Source organism: Phormidium sp. FACHB-1136, assembly GCF_014697375.1.
Lineage (GTDB): Bacteria > Cyanobacteriota > Cyanobacteriia > Phormidesmidales > Phormidesmidaceae > Nodosilinea.
Genome location: NZ_JACJRS010000105.1, coordinates 1 through 18,976 on the forward strand (window position 1 = coordinate 1; position 18,976 = coordinate 18,976).

Genomic DNA, 18,976 nt, shown 5'->3' on the forward strand with positions numbered 1-18,976 from the left:
AAACGCTATCATCATCGACATAAATTCCATCGCAGCAAGTTCCTCAGACCCTCATCTGAATTCTGCTTGCTGCTTTCCTTTTTGGATCAAATGGATAAAGTCGAGCTCATAACCTGCCCGGTGCTGGTTTGGCCCCAGGCAATATTTTCCCCGACGTAAGATGAGGGATAGCCCACTGCCACCGCCCGCTGACCGGGAGATGAACCATCGGTGCCCGTGTGGCTAAAGTGATTATTATTCGCCATATCCCGCCCGTGGTTCTGGGCGGCGGCATTCAGTTGACTGTTCAGGGTTAGCGGTGCTACCCCAGCCCGTTGGCGTTCAGCATTCACCAGGGCCAGGATTTGCCCAGCAATGTCCCCCGTTGGGCTGGGCTGGGGAGTGGTGTTTGTGGTGGTCGTGGTCGGTCGATTGGGGCACGTCGATGTAGGCCGGGTCGTGGTTGTTGTGTTGGCGGTGGTGGTGGTGGTGGGTTGGCGAGTAGTCTCACCGGAGACGGTGGTGATGGAGATGGTGCGACGGGGGGACGAAGAGGGTCTTGGTTGTTGTGCCTGAGTGGTCGAGTTAGAGGATGGTGGAGCGACAGCCGTAGCTTGGTTCGGGCATCCGGCCTGGTCGGCGATATTATCCCAAAAGGCTAGGGCATCGCTGCGGGAGACAAAGGTATAGGTGCAGGTGGGTGGGTTCGTCTGTCGGTGGACATTCCGCCACACGCGCAGTTCAAAGAGGTCGTTATTCCTATCGCGGTTCATGCGCCATACTTCGTAGGAGGAACCATTGCCACGGGAACCGCTGGCGGTTCTGGAGGGCGAGGCCTCCACCATCTGAGTGCCAATCGTAAAGGACGATAGCAAGGCAACGATAACCGCAGTAGACCAAGTTTTCATGGCGATATCCCAAATTCAGCAGCGCAGTACTCAGCCGCCCGGAAGCATCCCTAACGGCTGGGCTAGCCCCATCGTTACTAGCGTTCCCACGTCAGTGTGAAAAATGCTTAAACCTGGAACGTGATCCCTTGAAATTTGGGATGAAATTTTGAACTTTCCTAGGGCGTGTCACCCAATAAGCTCATCCCTCCATGCTGCGGCCACCATACCGATTACTGATCACCAAGGGGCGAGACTGAATCTAAATCCGGCTTATTTGCCCCGGTATCAGCGGGCGAGGAGACCTCGCCCCTACGGTTTACTGGGCTGAGAATCGGGATTATCCAACTCGGATTTGGTATGAGTTGTCTGTATCGTTCATGCGGTCGATGGCGCGTTGGCCGCCAAAGCGTTCGACAATCAGGTCATCATAGGTGTCGGCGATGGTGACGACGGAGAGGATGCAGGTTTGCAGTTCCATCACGTCCATGTTGTCGCCGCCGAGAACGCTTTCGGCAAAGAGGACTTGGTCGGCATCATCCAAGTGAAAGGCTCCGAATCGCATCCGACGATTTTCGGTGAGCAAAAAACGCATGAGATCGGGGCTGATGGTGCTGCCCACGGTAACGCAACTACTGGCCCGCACGGTGGCTAAATCCGCCTTTTGCCAAGGGTGAACTTCCCAGGGCAAGACTTCAATTTCTACGAGGGTAGAGCCGTAGAGAATGTCGAATTTGGGCTGATTGTCGTAGGTGCGAAGCCGATCTTTAAAGAGGCTAGCGGTTTGCAAATAGTCCGCCACCTTGGTGTAGGTAAGGGCTTGAACGGTGTTGGAAAAGGAAAGCGCCATAGCTATGGATCACACCAACATAGGGCTCTTGAGTGTTCTCTTACATCACGAACATACTACCGTCTAACGCTTTGATAGCGTGGGCATCGGCGAATTGCTGGGGACTTTCGTCGGATTCCAGATGGCCATCCACCAGGTTAATGATGCGGTCGGCTACATCGAGGATTCGGTTATCGTGGGTGACCATGAGGATAGTGCAGTTCTCTTCCTTAGCAAGCTGCTGCATGATGGTGACCACATCGCGCCCGGATTTTCTATCGAGGGCGGCGGTGGGCTCATCGGCCAGGATCAGTTGGGGATGGTTGACGAGGGCACGGGCGATGGCCACCCGCTGCTTTTGGCCCCCAGAGAGGTTGGCGGGTTTATAGTCTACCCGATCTGCCAAACCAACCCGCGTCAGCATTTCCACCGCTCGCTGGCGTTTTTGGCGCAGTCCTCCGGTCAGTTCCACCGCCATTTCCACATTTTGGGCGGCGGTAAGGGAGGCAAACAGGTTGTGGGCTTGGAAGATAAAGCCAATGTTGCGGCGTACCTCCACCCGCTGCCGTTGGCCTAGGCCATGTAGTTCTCGACCGAGGACCTGCAAGCTACCCTGTTCCACCGACCGCAGGGCACCAATCAGCGTCAGTAAGGTGGTTTTGCCGGATCCGGAGGGGCCAGTCATAATCACAATTTGGCCCCGGTGGAGGTCGAGGTTGATGTCATAAAGCGCCTGTTTTCGGAGGTCACCTTTTCCAAAAAAATAGTTCAACCCTCGCACTTGTACAGACACGTCATTGGACTGGATGGATGGGTTTGGTTGAGGCGTAGGAACAGGAAGAGTATTCATAGACCAAAGACCTCCGCTGGGTCGGTGCGCTGCACCTTACGAACGGCAATTAAGCCAGACACTAAACACATCATAAAGGTCAAAATATAGAGGTTGATCACTCGCTCGACGGTCATTTGAAACACCAGTCCAGTAACCGTTGCGCCTAAATTATAGAAAATTCGACTAATCAAAAAACCGGGGATAAACCCAAATATAGACAGAATAATAGCCTCCTGAATCACCACACCCATCAAGTAAAGGTTCGTGTAGCCAATGGCCTTAAGGGTCGCATATTCCGACCAGTGATCGGCCACATCGGTATAGAGGATTTGATACACCAAAATAATCCCCACTACAAAACCCATGGCGGTTAATAGGGAAAAAACAAAGCCAATATTCGTATTTTGTTCCCAATAAAGGCGTTCTCGCATAATAAAGCCCTCTGGCCCGTCCCTCGGCAAAATCAAAATATCTTGGGGCAGGTTTTCCCGCAGAGTTTTGACTAGGGCATCTACATCTGTTCCGGGCGCAACGCGCAATAGCCCAATATCAGCTGTCGAAAAACTACGTTCCGTCTCCTCTGGGCCACGGTTAGCAAAGAAGCGTAGGAAATTCTGGTCGCTCATAATCAAATTGCCGTTGCCTGCCGCAAAGTCTGTGCCCAGACTAAAGGTACCCACAATGCGAATTTCTCGATCCGCAAGTTCCGTAATCACCCCAGCTTCCCGTGGCCCTAGTTCTGCCCTAGCTCGGCTATCAATCAGAGCCGTATTGGGCAGGGTGAGGGCTTCTCGGTGAGCCAGCACATCGGGCAACAACAACACCGGATCAGCGGGGTTGTAGGCAATTACCCGCACAGGTCGAGTTTTGCGAGTTTCAGGATTTTTCCAGCGGGCTTCACTGGTGTAGATGGCGTAGGCTCCTTCTACCCCATCAAAGGCTTGGGCTTGGTACAACCGACGACGGGCAAAGGGCCGGGGAACAAACATATTTTCCTTCAGCCGATTGATGATCACAATCTCGCCGTTTAGTTCTTTCAAAAACTGAGTTTGGCTATCATAAAGGGCATTTTTGAACCCATTAAATAGAAACATCAACAACACGGCAAAGGCTACCCCCGCCACCGAAGTTGCGAACTTCTTGCGGTCGTGGGTGAGATTTAGCAGGGCTAGCGGGGTAGGAAACATGGGTTAGGCAAACACCTCAGCGGGGTCGGCGGTGACCGCTTTTCGCACAGAAATTAGGCCAGAAATGGCACACATCACTACCGTCAGTGTAAAGACTATGATGACCCGCGAGGTGGTCATTTGTAGGGGCAGGGTGCCAGCGGTGGCGCGGGTGGCCATTTCGTACAATGCTAGGGCCAAAATCAGCCCCGGCACATAGCCCATCACAGCCAAAATAATTGCTTCTTGGATGACCGTTTTGAACAGATAGCCGCCGCCATAACCGATGGCTTTCAGGGTGGCGTATTCCCGCAGGTGGTCGTGGATATCGGTATATAAAATCTGGTAGACGATCACCGTTCCTACCACAAAGGAAATCAACACCCCCAGCCCAAAAATAAAACCGATGGAGGTGGTTTGAATCCAGAAACGGCTTTCCTTTTGGATAATTTCGGGCTTGGTGTAGGCTTCTACATCGGCGGGAAGGCGTTCCAAAATGGCCTGCTTCACCCGTTGGGGATCGGCCCCTGGCTCCAGCAACACAAGGCCCATATTCACCTGGTTGAGGGGGCGAGGAGAAAAGTAGCGCATAAAGTTTTGGTCACTCATCACCAGGGTGCCATCGGCAGCAAACCCTCCCCCCAAATCGTACTGACCGACGATGGTGATGCGGCGACGGTCGGTTTCCGTTTCTAGACCGATGGTTTGGGGCCCAAATTCGGGCCGCGATAGTCGATCAATAAACGTAGAATTGGGAATCTGCAATGCCTCTCGCCCCTCTGGCGTATTGAGTTCCGGCATCAGAAAAACCGGATCCATGGGGTTGATGGCATAGACAAACAGGGCGCGGCTAATCTTGGTTTCGGGATTTTTCCAGAGGGAATATTCCATATACAGCGGCATAACCCGCTCCACCCCCTCAATACCCGCCGCCTGGTAGAGCCGTTCGCGAGGGAACGCTTTTGTGGTACTAATTTCTAGGGATTGGGGCGACATCAGCACAATATCGGCATTGAACTGGTCGTAAAAATTCGAGGTGGTGTTGACCAAGGCTCCCAAAAAGCCCAGGTTCATGAACATCAACAATACTGCAAACGTCACCCCCGCCACCGCCACAAACAGCCTTGCCCGGTCGTGGCGCAGGTTATACCAAGCCAAGGGGATGCGCCGGGGAGGAGCTAGTCTGGGGAAGGTTGCCTTGTACTTTTTGGGCATTGGCATGGGTCAGGAATGGCCCTGATCAGAATTGAGACCAGACCCCTATGGTAAGACCTCTGCCCCTGCCCCTGCCATGGACATTTTGAGGGACGCCCAACCGCCGCCAATGCCCATGGCCGAACGCCCCTCCCATAGGGCTTAGGAGCGGAGCGATTGCCGTAGGAAATCCCCAAATTCCAAGATTTCGCCATGGAATCTGGGGATTTGGGCTGCCTTAGGTGCCCACAGTCCAGGAGTTGATGTACAGTTCCTGTTCCGCCGTCAGGGTATCGACTTCGATGCCCATGGCCACTAGCTTCAGGCGGGCGATTTCCTTATCCACTGCTTCGGGGATGGAGTGCAGACCGGGTTCGAGGGAACCTTTGTTCTTCACCAGGTATTCGCAGGCCATGGCTTGGTTGGCAAAGCTCATGTCCATCACAGCGCTGGGGTGGCCTTCGGCGGCGGCTAGGTTCACCAAGCGGCCTTCGCCCAGGACAATCACCGACTTGCCGTTGCTCAGCAGGTATTGCTGGGTGAAGTTGCGGACTTGCTTCACTTCGGTGGCCATGTCGCCCAGGGATTGCAGGTCGATTTCGATATCGAAGTGGCCGGAGTTGCAGACCATTGCGCCGTCCTTCATCACCTCGAAGTGCTCGCGGCGGATGACGTGCTTGTTTCCGGTGACGGTGATGAACAGGTCGCCCTGGGGAGCGGCCTCAGCCATGGGCATCACTTGGAAGCCGTCCATGGCCGCTTCAATGGCGCGGATGGGGTCGATTTCGGTGACGATCACGTTGCCGCCCATGCCCTTGGCCCGCATGGCGGTACCTTTGCCGCACCAGCCATAGCCTGCGACGACGATGGTCTTTCCGGCCAACAGCACGTTGGTGGCGCGGATGATGCCGTCGAGGGTAGATTGCCCGGTGCCGTAGCGGTTGTCGAAGAAGTGCTTGGTGTCGGCGTCGTTCACGTTCATGGCGGGGAAGCTCAGCACCCCATCCTTAAACATGGCCTTGAGGCGGACGATGCCCGTCGTGGTTTCTTCGGTAGTGCCGATGATGTCGGAAAGCTGGGACTGACGGGTTTGCACCAGGGTGGCCACTACGTCGCTACCGTCGTCAATGATGATGTTGGGACGGTGATCTAGGGCAGTTTGAACGTGGCGGTGGTAGGTGTCGTTGTCTTCGCCCTTGATGGCAAAGACGGGGATGCCGTAGTCGGCCACCAGGCTAGCAGCCACATCGTCTTGGGTAGACAGGGGGTTGCTGGCGATCAGGATGGCATCGGCCCCGGCATTTTTGAGGGCAATGGCCAGGTGGGCAGTTTCCGTGGTGACGTGGCAGCAGGCCGAAATGCGGATGCCAGCCAGGGGTTTTTCCTGGGCAAAGCGTTCCTGAATCTGTCGCAGCACGGGCATTTCGCGCCCAGCCCATTCAATCCGCTGCTTGCCTTGGGCCGCCAGCGTAATGTCTTTAATGTCGTACTTGAGTTGCAAAGTTGTGGTCATAGATTCTATGCCTAGTGAATGTGTCAGCCGATCTCAGGCGGGAACTGGGTTTTGAACCCAATCTAATGGTGAACCGCACCGTCTTGGCCCTCACAGCCAGCCCCTCTCCCAGAGGAAGAGAAGCCTTCTTCAAGGTCCCTCTCCCTCTGGGCTACCGCTTATAAACATCTTGTTTTCATGCCGTAAGGCCTTGGGGATCCCCCTAAATCCCCCTTTTCAAGGGGGACTTTGACTCCGGTTCCCCCCTTTTCAAGGGGGGCTAGGGGGGATCAACTTTAGGCATCAAGCGGAATAGAAACCTATGTATAAGCAGTAGCCCTCTGGGAGAGGGATTTAGGGTGAGGGATCAGCCTTCTTAGCTTAACGGAAATTTACCCTGGGTACTGCCCCGACCGCACCTCATCACAGAACTGCTGGGCGGCATCGATGGCCTGCTGGCGCAGGTTGGCGTAGGCTTTGGCGAAGGGGGGCTGCCAGGGCGAAAGGCCCAGCACATCCGCCGTGACCAGCACTTGCCCGGTGCAGTGGGGGCCAGCGCCAATGCCAATGGTGGGGATGGTGAGGGTGTTGCTAATTTTTCGCGCCAGGTCGGCAGGGATGTGCTCTAGCACCAGGGAAAAGGCTCCGGCCTGTTCTAAATCCTGGGCTTCGGCGAGGATGCGGTCGGCTTCGGCCTCGGTTTTGCCCTGCTTACGAAAGCCGCCAAACTGGTTCACCGACTGCGGCGTCAGGCCCACATGGCCCATCACCGGAATGCCCCACTGCACGAGGGCTTGCACCCGTTCCACCACGGCGGCATGGCCCCCCTCAATCTTGACAGCCTGGGCGGCGGATTCTTTTAAAATGCGCCCCGCCGAGCGAATCGTCTCTTCCAGACTGGGCTGGTAGCTGAGGAAGGGTAAGTCCACGACTAATAATGCCCGCTGCACCCCCCGCCGTGAGGCTTTGGCGCAGATCAGCATATCCTCCAGGGTGAGGGGCAGGGTCGTGTCGTAACCCAGGGCCACCATGGCCAGGGAATCCCCAACGAGGACGATATCTGCCCCGGCCTGGTCGGCAATCTGGCCCGACATCACATCCCAGGCCGTCAACACCACCAGGGGCGAGGCTCCCTGCCGCTGTTTCCAGGTCGCCACTTGTGAAACACTCACTGCCATCGTTGCCGCCTCAGAACGTCCATCGCATCATTGAATACTCCCCAAATTATCCCTGGCTATGGGGTCGTCCCGTGATGATCGACGGTCATACCCGTGAAGATAGCCATCCTGTCCGTGAAGACGGGAATTCTGGGAATTGAAGGCTCACTTATACTAAATCGTGATTGATGCCCCGTTGGGACGGGCAGGGAGACCCTGCCCCTACCGTGGAAATCCCCCTATCATCGCCCTGAGCCAGGTTGCCCATGACCTCTGTGCCACCCAACCCTGCCCCTTCCGGTGGAACCAGCCCCGACCGCCCCGCTGCACCTATCCCCCTACCGACTGAGTCCGTTCCCACGACTCCCACGAACGCCTCCCCGGCCTCGCCTGCCAGCGCCCCTAGCCCAGGGGAGGAGCCGATGGCCACCAGCGACCCACCCTTGACACCAGTTAGCCCCCTAGCGTCGGCCAATGCCGTGACCCTGGTGGCGGTGGCGATCATTTTTATGGGGTTGATTGTCGATAGCGTTTGGCTAATTTTGGCGGGTTCCCTGGTGGCCACCGTGGTTTCTCTGCGGCTGATGTGGCCTGTCTTTGCGGAAATTTTGGCGGAGTTATCTCCCCGGCAGCAGTCCCTCGTCATTTCTATCCCCAGCGTGCTGATTGGCCTGTTTGGGCTAATGCGCATTACCGGAATTAACCGCGCCATCCTCACCTGGGGACTGACCCTGCGGTGGGACGTGCTGGGAGCCTTGGGGGACTTTCTGGGGGCGATTGGTCAGATTTTCATTGCCTTTTTGGCCCTATTTGTGGCCTGGCGGCAGTACGTCATCTCCCGCGATTTGACCCTACAGCAAAACCTGATCACCCAGCAGCAAACCATCGACGCCTACTTCCAGGGCATTTCTGATCTGGTGCTGGACGAGGAAGGCTTGCTAGAGGACTGGCCCCAGGAGCGTATCATTGCCGAGGCCCGCACCGCCGCCATTCTCAGCAGCGTGGATGCCGGGGGCAAAGCCAAGGTGATTCGCTTCCTCTCCCGCTCTCGGCTGCTGACGCCCCTCAAGCGAGACAACCGCCTAGGACGGGCCATCCTCGACGGTCGGGGCGGCTACGAAGAAGACCGCGCCCAGGGCACCCGCGTCATCGACCTAGGGGCGATGCTGGCCATGGCCGACCTCCACGGCACCGACCTGCGCTGGGCCGACCTCAGTGAAGCCAACCTGATTCGCGCCAACCTGCAACGGTGCGACCTGGTGAAAACCAACTTTTCCCGCGCTATCCTCTGCGATGCCGACCTCTCCGGGGCCGATCTGATGGGCACTTTGTTTTTCTACGGCGATGCCAAAACCGCTACCCCCCGCACCCGCACGAGCCTTCCCGACTATGCCACCGGGGCCAACACCGGGGCCGTAGTGGAAGGCATCAATCTCACCAACGTTGAACGCCTGTCGGAGGAACAGCGCTGGTATTGCTGCGCCTGGGGTGGTTCGTTCACTCGGGCCACGGTGCCGGGGGGCTGTGGGGATATTCCCAACCTGCTGGGCCGTTGATCGGATGCTACGAGCCTGGGGCTGACCGCAAGTGATCCCCTAGGATTCTACGTCTACCTCTGCCAGTTCTCTCGCTGTCAGAGGTTGATTTTCACGGGGTTGGGGCAGGAGCAGATTCAGCAAAACGCCAGCAAGACCACATAGACCAATGCCTTCTAGGGCAAAGGCTCCGGCTTTGAGGGAGAGTCCACCCACGCCAAAAATGAGAATGATCGCGACGATGACGAGATTGCGGGGTTGGGTGAGATCCTGACCCGCCTGGACAAGGCTATTGATGCCGATTACCACAATGGTGCCGAAGAGGATGATGAGGATACCGCCCATGGCTGGAACGGGGATAGTCTGGAGCAGGGCACCCAGTTTACCGACAAAGGCCAGCAGGATAGCGATGATCGCCGCCCAGGTCATGATGCCTGCGTTAAAGGTGCGGGTGAGGGCGACAGCCCCGGTCACTTCGGAGTAGGTGGTGTTGGGGGGGCCACCAAAGAACGCCGCCAGGGTGGTGGCAAGGCCGTCGCCGAGCAGGGTGCGATGGACGCCAGGATCCCTGAGATAATCCTTTTGGGCCACGGAGCTAATGGCGAGGATGTCGCCAAAGTGCTCGATGGTGGGGGCGATGGCCACGGGCAAGATAAACAAAATGGAGGGCAGGTGAAACACCGGAGCTGTGAAACTGGGTATGGCAAACCAGGGAGCCTCGGCCACGGGGGCCAAGCTCACCATTCCCAGGGGGATCGCCACCAGATAGCCCACGACAATACCCACCAAAATCGGCACTAGCCGCAGCCAGCCCCCCGCCAGTAGGGCCGTGAGCATGGTGGCCAGGAGGGCCGCACCTGCAACGGCCAGGGCCGCCCCCCCACTGTAGGTTTCGCTCCCATTGGAGGCCATGTTTACCGCCACTGGAGCCAGGGACAGGCCAATCACCATAATCACCGGGCCAGTGACGATGGGGGGCAGCAGCCGGGAGAGAAAACCAGGGCCACGCCAAAAGATCAGCAGGCTGAGTGCTAGGTAAAACACCCCCGCCGCCGCCAGCCCAGAGAGGGTTTCGCCCAAGCCATACTGCTCCACACCGAGCTGAATGGGGGCAATAAAGGCAAAGGACGAGGCCAGAAAGATCGGCACCTTGCCCCCTGTTACCAGTTGAAAGACCAGGGTACCCAGACCCGCCGTAAAGAGAGCCACGTTGGGGTTAAGCCCGGTCAAAATCGGTACCAGCACCAGGGCACCAAAGGCCACAAACAGCATTTGTGCGCCCAGAAGAATATCCCGTGGCCGCAGTTTATAGGCCGTGGGATCAGCCACCTCAGGGGGCAAGGGTTCGGACATGGGATTGGAATCTTGGATCATAGGGCTCCTCACAGGGACAGGCACAACATCGTCCGCCATCACAGGATATTAAAGAGCCGATCTCGCCGAAAAAGGGTGTTGTTTGACGCTTTTCATGGGAATTCCCGCCCTGCCCGCCCTGGGTTGCCGACGGCCTAGGCCACCGCCCCTACGGCCAAACCCACTAGGGCACCCAGGGGCACCAGTTGCCAGGTGGGCCGTTTCCACCGCACCAAGGCGATTAGCGCCCCTAGGCTTAGGGCAATGGCCACGAGGGTGAGCGGCCAGGTGTCTTGGATGAGTGCGGCCTGGGCCAGGGGCAGGGTGGCGGCGAGGATAGCCCCTAACACCGCTGGCAAAACGCCCCGTAAAAAGCACTTCACCCTGGGGTTTTGGCGCAGCCGCAGCAGAAAGGGGGAGGCTATTCCAATGAAACCAAAGGAAGGAAGGAAAATTGCGATAGTAGCCACCAGAGCACCGAGGAATCCGGCCACCTTGTAACCCACGAAGGCGGCGGTGATGACCACAGGGCCGGGGGTCAGTTCGCCGAGGGCCACCCCATCTAAAAATTCGCTGCGGGTCATCCACTGAAAACTATCTACCACCGAGGCTTCCAGCAGGGGAATAATCACCAGCCCACCGCCAAAGATAAACGCCCCCACTTTGACAAAAAATGACGCCAGAGCCCAAGCGTAGGTCTGAATCCGATCTAAGCCCCAAAAGCTCGATACCGCCATGGCTTCAGGGGGAACTTGGGCCAGTAAACGGGGCAGGGATTGACCCACGGGCCACAGGGGTACGAGCCAAGCTGGATGGGGCGATCCCGTCGAGGGTGCGGAGGGCGATCCTGGGGGCGGGGCCGGAGGGCGGTAGGCCAACAGCCCGACAACTCCTGCCAGCAAAAACAGCAGCAGCACGTTCAGGTTCAAGCCCCAGGCCAACAAAAACGCCCCTAGGGCAATCGCCACTCCGGTTCTGTCCTGGATAGATTTTTTGCTCAGCTTCCAGCTAAAGGCCAGAATGATTGCAATCACCACCGGGGAAATGCCCAGGAACAGGTGATCAATCTGGGGCACGCCCTGAAATCGAAAGTAGGCCCAGGACAACAGCACCATGATGCCAAAGGCTGGGAAGATAAAGCTGGTGCCCGCCACCAACGCCCCCAAAAAACCCGCCCGCACGTAGCCTGTATAAATTCCGGTTTGGGTGGAGGCTGGCCCCGGCAACATTTCGCAAATGGCCACCCCCTCTAAGAATTGCTCTTCGCTCAGCCAGCCCCGCCGGATCACCGCTTCATCGTGAATCATGGCGATGTGAGCCTGGGGGCCACCAAAGCCAACGGTTCCGAGCTTCAGGAACAACTGTGCCAGTTCCACTAACCTGGCCCCCAGGGGTGTTTGGGGTGAGGTCTGTTGGGCAGTGGACTGAGAATGCATGGATAAACCCCTGTGAAGGCCAATCAATGCCCTTCACTATAGCGGTCGCCCCGACCACCTCAAGATTTTCTAGGATACATCTGGCGCTGAACGGAGTTTAGTACCGAAAAATCACCCGCGAGGCCGGACGAATATCCATGTGCAGAAAGCCCTTGGCTTGACCCAAGCCAATCCCCTTAACGGCGGGCTCATCCTTCAGCACATTCAGCAGGGTGGCAAAGTTGCCGTTGAGGGGGTAAATATCCGCCGCCCGACCGGGGATGTGCTGAGAATTGCGTACGCCGATACCGAGGTGGGCAGGCCGGAACCCAGAGGTAACCCCGATGGAGGAACCAAACTTGGTGCGAATGCGGCCAAACACCTTGGCGGTTTCCTGGATATTCTTCACCTCGCTGGCCTGGGTGGGGCGACGGGTGAGGTTCTTGGTCATTTCGCCCCAGGTGAGATAGGAATTGGGTAAAATCCATTCGTTGGCATAGACCAAGCCCACCGTAGGCAGCGTGGCTGATGCACCAGATTTCGACCCAGCATTGACCAAAGGCCTTTGGTTCAGTCCCTCCGCCTGTTCTGACAAGGTGCCCGGAGCCGTTAGCTCAGCCAGCAAATTCAGAGTGGTTTGGCCAATGCCCCTGGGATATTCCAGATTTTGATCGGCCTTAAACTTGGCCAGAGCCGCCAAGGTTTTGGGGCCACAGACGCCGTCCGCAGGGCCATCAAGATAGCCGCCCACCTTAAGCTGAGTTTGAACCCACTGGATGATGTTGGGTTCTAGGTCGTCAATATTGCGCGGAACCGAAAGGACGGGAGCTTGCACCATGATCGCGCCTCCTAATGTGACAGACGAAGGATATTCTTCATCCAGTTTGGCCCTAGCCTGGGAGCGTGGCGTATTTTGTAAAAATGAGACACAAATCACGGCTAAAAATGAGGCACAAATCACGACCCTAGTTGCGTCTGCATGATTCCTGGCCATGGCGCTTTAGAATGAAAGACTGTGACTCGATTGGCAACCTGACTAAACGCCCATGGACATTGTGAGTTTTGTTGAAACCCTGGCCGGGAAATGGTTTTCCCAGCGCACCACCCACTATCTGGCCAGCCAAACCTCCAAGGCGGGGCAGTCTAACCTCATGATGGAGGTGTTGCCCGCCACCGATGCCAGCTTGGTGCAGGTGTGCGCAGCCCAGGGCCAAGACCCCGCCCATATTGCCTGTGGCCTCAAGGTCGATCAAGACAGCCGCATGGATGGCGATACCCGCAACACCCAACGCACCACGGTGATGGTGATGTTGCAGCCCACCGCCGAAGGGAAGGGCATTTTGCTGCAATCCACTCCCCAGGCACCCGTGATCCAAGGGGAATATGGCCTCGACAATGCAGTGCTGACCCTCACCACCCAAACCCCGGACGGCACCGTGCAGGAACGCCTCTGGTTTGCCAACCCCAACCTGCGAATGCGCACCAGCGTCTTCAAGGTGGGCGACACGGAACAGATGGCCTCCTTCTGCTCCGAAATTCGCCTAGGCGGGGCTCCAGCCCAGGGCTAGAGGTTGGGATGTCCTCCCTCTCTTCCCCCTGATCGACCCTTAACAACGGCGGCGGCGTGTGGGCCGAGCTGATGTGCCAAGGTGCTGAGCCCATTCGCGTAGGTTGTGACCCTTTACCCCATGGCTAACTCTGACCCCAACCGCGTACTACGGCTCCTGCCCCTGGTGGCTGGCAGTTTGGGTGGCACGTTGCTGCTGCTGAATCGGCTGCTGACCCCAGGACTGACGGAATCCCAGGCCCGATCCGATGTGGTAGGGGTCATCCTCAGCGCCCTGCTCGTTTTGACCGGATTGCTGTGGCAACGGGTGCAGCCGATTCCTCCGGAGGCGGTTGTCCTCGACGGAGAGGAGGGCTTTGATCTTGATCCGGCCCTACCCGATGCTGTCAAGACCGAACTAGCCTGGGCCTCCCATCTGTTGTTGACCAATACGGTGACCCGCTCGGTGGTGGTGTATTCCCAGGGCCGGGTGTTGCTACGGCGGGGGGTGCTGGGGCCAACGGCGACGGTAGACCCCGGCCCCATCCTGAAGCGTGTCCTGGAAACGGGAAAGGCCATTTACCTGGTAAACCTGAAGATTTACCCCGGTCGGGTGGAATTTACCTACCTGCCCCCCAATACCCAGGGGGTGATCTGCCAGCCCTTGGGCGACCAAGGCGCTTTGATCCTCGCCGCCAATGCCCCCCGCAGCTATACCAAACAGGACGAAGCTTGGGTAGAGGGTATTGCCGATAAGCTCACCTATTCCCTTGCCACCTTGGCCATAGAAGCACCGAATCAAGCCGATTCAGCGTCCTAGGGCTGGCCATCCATGGGGGATCATGAACCCTTTTTCGCCACCCTAACGGCTATCTCCGTTCCTTATGGGCGTGCTATCCTGATCTGCATTGTTAGCTTGGGCTCTATCTATCTATTCTCGGGTGCCAAGGCGGCACATTTCTAGGGTGGATCACGCCATGGCCAACTCGTTTAGGTCACCCCACTATGACCACCTTCAGCATTGTGATCACCACCTTCAACCGCCTGGATTTGGTGAAACGGGCGGTGGCCTCAGCCCTAGCCCAAACCTATCCCTGCCAAGTGGTGATTGCCGATAATGCCTCCACCGATGGCACCCAAGCCTACGCCGAAAGCCTGGGCCAGCAAGTCGCCTACGTGCGCAACCCCACCAATCGCAACCACTCTGGGGCCGTTAATGCTGGAACCACCGTCGCTACGGGGGACTGGATCAAACTCTTGGACGACGACGACTATCTCGCCCCCCACTGCATCGCCACCATGGCCGAGGCCATTGACCAACATCCCCAGGCGGTGATTTGTTCCTGTCGGGCGGCCCAGGTGAACCAAGAGGGCCGTGAACTCAGCCGTACCCTTGCCCCCGGTCCAGGTCGTGTGTTCTATGTTCCCCAGTCCGCTATTCACTACGGGATGCTGCTGGATCAAGTGCCCTTTGGCACCCCCGTGCAGGTGGCGGTGCGGCGGGATGCCCTGGCCCAGTCGGGTGGCTGGGACGAAACCATGACCAGTTGCGACGATATTGACTCCTGGATTCGGGTGGCGGAGCATGGCGATGCGCTCTTTATAAACGAGTGCTTGGCCTACCGCACCGTTTGGACAGGGGGCTACGACCAAAAAATCCAGCTTCAGCAGCGCTTGGCCACCAATATTTTGATTAAATCCCGCATCTATAACCGCGTCAGCCCAGACTACCGCGACCACCTGCCCCCCCGATCCGCCATTGAACGATACCTGCATCTGCACTGGGGTCTGGTTGCCCTCAAACAGCGGCGAATTGGCACAGCCTTGGCCCTCGCCGCACCGGGCCTCATCTCTCCCCATGCGTGGAAAATGCTGCTCCAGGCCCGCCGCCAACGTGTTCATGCCGATGCCCAAAGCCCCATTCCAAAACGAGTGTTGGTGGAATTGGGAGTGACGGATTAGGCACTTTACCGTCCTCACTCGCCCTCAGGTCAATCCTGACAACAACGAGGCGGAGGGCGGCTTACAGCCCGTGGTGATTCATCTGACGGCAGGCTTAACCCAATGGGGTCATCGTTGATCGGGGGGCGGTGATCTTGGGGTCAGTCGGCGTTCTGCTGGGCACGATAGGCCAGCAACCAGTTGGTCATGGTGGCGCGGCGGGTGAGGCGGGGTACCAGTTGATCGATGGTGTAGCCCTTGAAGCCCAGTTCTTCCTTCAGCAGTTGCTTGTACTCGGCGGGAATGGATCGGGTGAGCTGCACGGTGGCGGGACGGCTTTCGATGAAGTTCGGCGGCTCTGGATACTTCTCCACCCAGGCCGGATCTACCGCTGCGGTATCCCAGCCCTCCTCCGTTTGCCGATAACCCAGGTAGTGCCACACCAGACGGTTCACGGTGTCGTCGTCCAGTTCGTTGTTCAAAATCGCCCAGAGGGTGTCGTTAGTCAGGTCAGGAAGCGTGGTCATTGGGTGCAATCGTAATCAGGACAGGGATAGGGGCGCACTGCTGTGCGCCCGTACAAGGGCCAAGGGATTCAACACAGGTCTTGGCACAGTTGCCGGAAGTGGTCGCCACGGGCCTCGAAGTTGGGGTATTGGTCAAAACTGGCGCAGGCCGGGGAGAGCAAAACGACCTTGGCCCCCAGGCTGGGCGCGACTTCCTGACTGCGGTGCAGGGCGCGATCCATGGTTTCCACAATTTCGTAGTTCCGGTAGCCCACTTCTTCTAGGCGGCGGGCAAACTGGGGGGCGGCATCGCCAATCAGCAGCACCGTGGCAGCTCGTTCCTGGATGCGCTGGAGCCAGGGGCCATCGTCGCCTTCCTTGGCTTCGCCCCCGGCAATCAGCACGGTGGGGCTGGCCACAGAACGCAGGCCCACTTCGGCAGCATCGTAGTTGGTGGCCTTAGAGTCGTTAATGAAGTCAATCCCCTGCCAGGTGCAGATGTGCTCTAGGCGGTGGGGCACACCGGGGAAATTGGCTACTCCGGCGGCGATGGCGGCGGGGTCGATATTGGCTAAACAGGCGGCGGCAACGGCCATCAGCAGGTTTTGCAGGTTGTGGTCGCCCACCATTTTCAGGGCATCGGCGGCGACGATGGGCTGGCCCTTAAACATCACCCAGCCGTCTTCGATATACGTCGTCGGCACCAGGGGGCCGAGGGCGGTTTTGCCTCCCACGCTCGTCCAGTGGGCCTGGGGAAATTCGGCGGGGATATGTTGACGCAGGTAGGGGTCGTCGCCGTTGAAGATGGCAAACTCCGACCGTTGCAGCAGGGAGGCTTTGATGCGGGCGTAGTTATCCAGGGTTTTGTGGCGTTGCAGGTGGTCGGGGGTGAGGGTTGTCCACAGGCCAATACGGGGGGTAAGGGTGGCCGAGGCTTCGATTTGGTAGCTGCTGAGTTCGGCGATCACCCAGTCTGGTGCGGGAGTTTGCAGGCCCAGTTCGCAGGCGGCGTGGCCAATGTTGCCGCAGGCGGGGGCGTTCAACCCAGCGGCCTGAAAAATGGCGGCGGTGAGGGCCGTTGTCGTTGTTTTACCGTTGGTGCCTGTGATGCCCACCCAGGGCTTATCTTGCAGGGTCAACCAGGCTAGTTCCATTTCGCCCATCACCTCCAGTCCGGCGGCGCGGGCTTCCACCAGGGCGGGCAGATCCCAGGGCACCCCAGGACTAACCACGACTCGGTCGGGCCGATCCTCCGGTGTCACCGCAAAACTATGGCCCAGCTTCACCGTGACGCCAGCGGCTTGCAGTGCGGCCTGTGGATCCGCTGCCAGGGGAGTGGCATTGCGATCACTCAGCACCACCTCCCAGCCCTGTTTTCGCAGCAACCGGGCAGCGGCAATGCCGGATTTTCCTAAGCCGATCACATGGGCCTGTTTCATGGCAACCTTTTCCGATGACATCACCCCATCACACCCTAGGGCAAGGGTTTTAATCAGAAAAATCATACCCCGGACAGTTGCCCTCACCCGCATTCTCTAGGGCGATAGGTTGCAGGCTTGGGTCAGTATCAGGGCGCTAACGGTGACACTATTTATAATGAAGCTTAGTAGATCACAAACACGCTCTTTGGCTATGATCCAGCCCTCACCCTAAATCCCTCTCCCAATGTGGGAGAGGGACTTTGAAGCAATTCCGGCTCCCCTCTCCCAGGAGGGAGAGGGGTTGGGGGTGTAGCTTGCTTCCCGTCAGGGTGGGCTACGGGGACTTTGCGATCTGCGAAACCTATCCCGTGTGGTGGAGGGCCGCTATGCTCGACCTTGATATCACCCAACTGCCCACCAGCGACGAACTCCCCTGCTCCGACGAAACCCCGGTGGACAACGAAGACCAGAATTGGCTGCCTAACCTGCTGCTGTTTGTGCTGGAATACCTCTGGAAAGACCGCCAGGACTGGTTTTTTGCCGTGGATATGGGTGTCTACCACACCACAGGCGACGATTACCGCGTGCCTATCGTCCCCGATGGATTTCTTAGTCTGGGCGTGGAGCGGCGCAAGGGCGGACGGTCGCGCAACAGCTATGTGACCTGGGAAGAAAACGGGATTCCGCCGATTTTGGCCTTGGAAATGGTGTCCCAAACCCCCGGTGGCGAGTATGGCCCCAAGATGACGATCTACGCCAAACTAGGGGTGCTGTACTACGTCATCTACAACCCCAACTTTTGGCGACGAGACAAACACCTGCCCTTCGAGGTCTACAAACTGGTTGGCAAGGACTACCACTTACAGAGCGGTGAACCCTTCTGGATGCCGGAAATTGGCCTAGGTCTGGGTCGCTGCACGTTACCCACCGACCCCATCAACCGAGAAGCCCTCGGCTGGTTTAATCAACAAGGCCAACGCTACCCTACCCCGGCAGAACGGGCCGAGCGTCTAGCTGAAAAGCTTAGGGAGCTAGGCATAGACCCCGATACCCTGTAAGCCGTGGTTGCCTCCGACGGGCATGATCCATAATGAAGCTACCCTGCATGGTGGAGGGCCGCGATGCTCGATCTTGATATTAGCCAACTGCCCACCAGCGACGAACTCCCCTGCTCCGACGAAACCCCGGTGGACAACGAAGACCAGAATTGGCTGCCTAACCTGCTGCTGTTTGTGCTGGAATACCTCTGGAAAGACCGTCAGGACTGGTTTTTTGCCGTGGATATGGGCGTCTACCACACCACAGGCGAAGATTACCGTGTGCCTATCGTCCCCGATGGATTCCTGAGTCTGGGAGTCGAACGGCGCAAGGGCGGACGGTCGCGCAACAGCTATGTGACCTGGGAAGAAAACGGGGTGCCGCCAATTTTGGCCCTGGAAATGGTGTCCCAAACCCCCGGTGGCGAGTATGGCCCCAAGATGACGATCTACGCCAAACTAGGGGTGTTGTACTACGTCATCTACAACCCCAACTTTTGGCGGTAGTGCATTAATGCACGGGACAGAGGAAAATCAGGCTACGCCACCACGATAATCAGGGAGACAAACGCATGGCCATCGAGATGACCTGTCCGACCTGTGGGTCTCACGATATCTCCAAGAACGGCACCAGCCATCGCGGGAAGCAAAATTACAAGTGCCGGGACTGTGGCCGTCAATTTGTG

Annotated in this window: 19 protein-coding genes; 7 read left to right on the forward strand and 12 right to left on the reverse strand. The window is 57.8% G+C overall.

All coding sequences use genetic code 11. From position 1 onward, the window contains the following. Nucleotides 1-86 precede the first annotated feature (86 nt). From H6G62_RS22120 to panB, 7 genes are all read right to left on the reverse strand, one after another. Entirely contained in the window at nt 87-887 is an 801-nt protein-coding gene (locus tag H6G62_RS22120) for a CAP domain-containing protein (RefSeq protein WP_190499219.1), read from the reverse strand. 319 nt (nt 888-1,206) lie between these two features. Then, the gene (locus H6G62_RS22125; RefSeq protein WP_190499221.1) at nt 1,207-1,716 is read right to left on the reverse strand and encodes a YbjN domain-containing protein; all 510 of its coding nucleotides are present in this window, start codon (nt 1,714-1,716) and stop codon (nt 1,207-1,209) included. 40 nt (nt 1,717-1,756) lie between these two features. Further along, the gene (locus H6G62_RS22130; protein ID WP_190499223.1) at nt 1,757-2,545 is read right to left on the reverse strand and encodes a DevA family ABC transporter ATP-binding protein; all 789 of its coding nucleotides are present in this window, start codon (nt 2,543-2,545) and stop codon (nt 1,757-1,759) included. After that, nucleotides 2,542-3,714 (reverse strand): ABC transporter permease DevC, encoded by a 1,173-nt coding sequence (devC, locus tag H6G62_RS22135; RefSeq protein ID WP_190499225.1) that lies wholly within the window; start codon nt 3,712-3,714, stop codon nt 2,542-2,544. The genes H6G62_RS22130 and devC (H6G62_RS22135) overlap by 4 nt, the downstream gene beginning before the upstream one ends. 3 nt (nt 3,715-3,717) lie before the next feature. Further along, nucleotides 3,718-4,914, reverse strand: a complete 1,197-nt coding sequence (gene devC, locus H6G62_RS22140; protein WP_199325179.1) for an ABC transporter permease DevC — start codon at nt 4,912-4,914, stop codon at nt 3,718-3,720. Between the two features lie 211 nt (nt 4,915-5,125). Continuing rightward, nucleotides 5,126-6,400 carry an adenosylhomocysteinase gene (gene ahcY, locus H6G62_RS22145; protein WP_190499227.1) on the reverse strand — a complete coding sequence of 425 codons (1,275 nt, stop codon included), beginning with the start codon at nt 6,398-6,400 and terminating at the stop codon, nt 5,126-5,128. A gap of 371 nt (nt 6,401-6,771) precedes the next feature. Then, the gene (gene panB, locus H6G62_RS22150) at nt 6,772-7,557 is read right to left on the reverse strand and encodes a 3-methyl-2-oxobutanoate hydroxymethyltransferase (RefSeq protein WP_190499229.1); all 786 of its coding nucleotides are present in this window, start codon (nt 7,555-7,557) and stop codon (nt 6,772-6,774) included. 245 nt (nt 7,558-7,802) lie between these two features. Here panB and H6G62_RS22155 point away from each other — a divergent pair, with 245 nt between their 5' ends. After that, entirely contained in the window at nt 7,803-9,092 is a 1,290-nt protein-coding gene (locus H6G62_RS22155; protein ID WP_190499232.1) for a pentapeptide repeat-containing protein, read from the forward strand. Nucleotides 9,093-9,131: 39 nt separating this feature from the next. Here H6G62_RS22155 and H6G62_RS22160 read toward each other — a convergent pair whose 3' ends face one another. The 3 genes from H6G62_RS22160 to H6G62_RS22170 form a co-directional block, all read right to left on the reverse strand. Continuing rightward, nucleotides 9,132-10,445, reverse strand: coding sequence for a uracil-xanthine permease family protein (locus H6G62_RS22160; RefSeq protein WP_190499233.1), 1,314 nt, complete (start codon nt 10,443-10,445; stop codon nt 9,132-9,134). Nucleotides 10,446-10,579: 134 nt separating this feature from the next. Then, on the reverse strand, nt 10,580-11,860 hold the full coding sequence (gene chrA, locus H6G62_RS22165; RefSeq protein ID WP_190499235.1) for a chromate efflux transporter: 1,281 nt from the start codon (nt 11,858-11,860) through the stop codon (nt 10,580-10,582). A 97-nt stretch (nt 11,861-11,957) separates the two neighbouring features. Beyond that, nucleotides 11,958-12,677 (reverse strand): D-Ala-D-Ala carboxypeptidase family metallohydrolase, encoded by a 720-nt coding sequence (locus tag H6G62_RS22170; RefSeq protein WP_190499237.1) that lies wholly within the window; start codon nt 12,675-12,677, stop codon nt 11,958-11,960. Nucleotides 12,678-12,885: 208 nt separating this feature from the next. Between H6G62_RS22170 and H6G62_RS22175 the strand changes: the two genes are divergently transcribed. The 3 genes from H6G62_RS22175 (at nt 12,886) to H6G62_RS22185 (ending at nt 15,347) form a co-directional block, all read left to right on the forward strand. Then, nucleotides 12,886-13,407: a phycobiliprotein lyase gene (locus H6G62_RS22175; protein ID WP_190499239.1), complete on the forward strand. Its 522-nt coding sequence runs from the start codon at nt 12,886-12,888 to the stop codon at nt 13,405-13,407. Between the two features lie 120 nt (nt 13,408-13,527). Beyond that, nucleotides 13,528-14,205 (forward strand): cofactor assembly of complex C subunit B, encoded by a 678-nt coding sequence (locus tag H6G62_RS22180; protein ID WP_190499241.1) that lies wholly within the window; start codon nt 13,528-13,530, stop codon nt 14,203-14,205. 185 nt (nt 14,206-14,390) lie between these two features. Beyond that, a complete protein-coding gene (locus H6G62_RS22185) occupies nt 14,391-15,347 on the forward strand; it encodes a glycosyltransferase family 2 protein (RefSeq protein ID WP_190499242.1) in 957 nt (318 codons plus the stop codon). Between the two features lie 140 nt (nt 15,348-15,487). Here H6G62_RS22185 and H6G62_RS22190 read toward each other — a convergent pair whose 3' ends face one another. Further along, nucleotides 15,488-15,853, reverse strand: coding sequence for a DUF1823 family protein (locus tag H6G62_RS22190; RefSeq protein ID WP_190499244.1), 366 nt, complete (start codon nt 15,851-15,853; stop codon nt 15,488-15,490). Between the two features lie 68 nt (nt 15,854-15,921). Continuing rightward, nucleotides 15,922-17,271 (reverse strand): UDP-N-acetylmuramoyl-L-alanine--D-glutamate ligase, encoded by a 1,350-nt coding sequence (gene murD, locus H6G62_RS22195; protein ID WP_190499252.1) that lies wholly within the window; start codon nt 17,269-17,271, stop codon nt 15,922-15,924. Nucleotides 17,272-17,639: 368 nt separating this feature from the next. On the opposite strand from murD, the gene H6G62_RS22200 reads away from it, so the two are divergent. The 3 genes from H6G62_RS22200 to H6G62_RS22210 all read left to right on the forward strand — a co-directional run. Continuing rightward, the gene (locus H6G62_RS22200) at nt 17,640-18,311 is read left to right on the forward strand and encodes a Uma2 family endonuclease (RefSeq protein ID WP_190499246.1); all 672 of its coding nucleotides are present in this window, start codon (nt 17,640-17,642) and stop codon (nt 18,309-18,311) included. Nucleotides 18,312-18,374: 63 nt separating this feature from the next. Next, the gene (locus tag H6G62_RS22205; protein ID WP_190499248.1) at nt 18,375-18,797 is read left to right on the forward strand and encodes a Uma2 family endonuclease; all 423 of its coding nucleotides are present in this window, start codon (nt 18,375-18,377) and stop codon (nt 18,795-18,797) included. A gap of 77 nt (nt 18,798-18,874) precedes the next feature. Beyond that, a partial coding sequence (locus tag H6G62_RS22210; protein ID WP_199324940.1) for an IS1 family transposase occupies nt 18,875-18,976 on the forward strand: 102 nt, incomplete at its 3' end.

Excerpts from the sequence above, each read along its gene's own strand:
- H6G62_RS22120 (WP_190499219.1), bottom strand. The coding sequence starts at position 887 with ATGAAAACTTGGTCTACTGCGGTTATCGTTGCCTTGCTATCGTCCTTT.
- panB (WP_190499229.1), bottom strand. The coding sequence starts at position 7,557 with ATGGCAGTGAGTGTTTCACAAGTGGCGACCTGGAAACAGCGGCAGGGA.
- devC (WP_199325179.1), bottom strand. The coding sequence starts at position 4,914 with ATGCCAATGCCCAAAAAGTACAAGGCAACCTTCCCCAGACTAGCTCCT.
- H6G62_RS22160 (WP_190499233.1), bottom strand. The coding sequence starts at position 10,445 with ATGATCCAAGATTCCAATCCCATGTCCGAACCCTTGCCCCCTGAGGTG.
- H6G62_RS22170 (WP_190499237.1), bottom strand. The coding sequence starts at position 12,677 with ATGGTGCAAGCTCCCGTCCTTTCGGTTCCGCGCAATATTGACGACCTA.
- H6G62_RS22130 (WP_190499223.1), bottom strand. The coding sequence starts at position 2,545 with ATGAATACTCTTCCTGTTCCTACGCCTCAACCAAACCCATCCATCCAG.
- H6G62_RS22185 (WP_190499242.1), top strand. The coding sequence starts at position 14,391 with ATGACCACCTTCAGCATTGTGATCACCACCTTCAACCGCCTGGATTTG.
- devC (WP_190499225.1), bottom strand. The coding sequence starts at position 3,714 with ATGTTTCCTACCCCGCTAGCCCTGCTAAATCTCACCCACGACCGCAAG.
- murD (WP_190499252.1), bottom strand. The coding sequence starts at position 17,271 with ATGAAACAGGCCCATGTGATCGGCTTAGGAAAATCCGGCATTGCCGCT.
- ahcY (WP_190499227.1), bottom strand. The coding sequence starts at position 6,400 with ATGACCACAACTTTGCAACTCAAGTACGACATTAAAGACATTACGCTG.
- chrA (WP_190499235.1), bottom strand. The coding sequence starts at position 11,860 with ATGCATTCTCAGTCCACTGCCCAACAGACCTCACCCCAAACACCCCTG.
- H6G62_RS22155 (WP_190499232.1), top strand. The coding sequence starts at position 7,803 with ATGACCTCTGTGCCACCCAACCCTGCCCCTTCCGGTGGAACCAGCCCC.
- H6G62_RS22180 (WP_190499241.1), top strand. The coding sequence starts at position 13,528 with ATGGCTAACTCTGACCCCAACCGCGTACTACGGCTCCTGCCCCTGGTG.
- H6G62_RS22190 (WP_190499244.1), bottom strand. The coding sequence starts at position 15,853 with ATGACCACGCTTCCTGACCTGACTAACGACACCCTCTGGGCGATTTTG.
- H6G62_RS22125 (WP_190499221.1), bottom strand. The coding sequence starts at position 1,716 with ATGGCGCTTTCCTTTTCCAACACCGTTCAAGCCCTTACCTACACCAAG.
- H6G62_RS22205 (WP_190499248.1), top strand. The coding sequence starts at position 18,375 with ATGCTCGATCTTGATATTAGCCAACTGCCCACCAGCGACGAACTCCCC.
- H6G62_RS22175 (WP_190499239.1), top strand. The coding sequence starts at position 12,886 with ATGGACATTGTGAGTTTTGTTGAAACCCTGGCCGGGAAATGGTTTTCC.
- H6G62_RS22200 (WP_190499246.1), top strand. The coding sequence starts at position 17,640 with ATGCTCGACCTTGATATCACCCAACTGCCCACCAGCGACGAACTCCCC.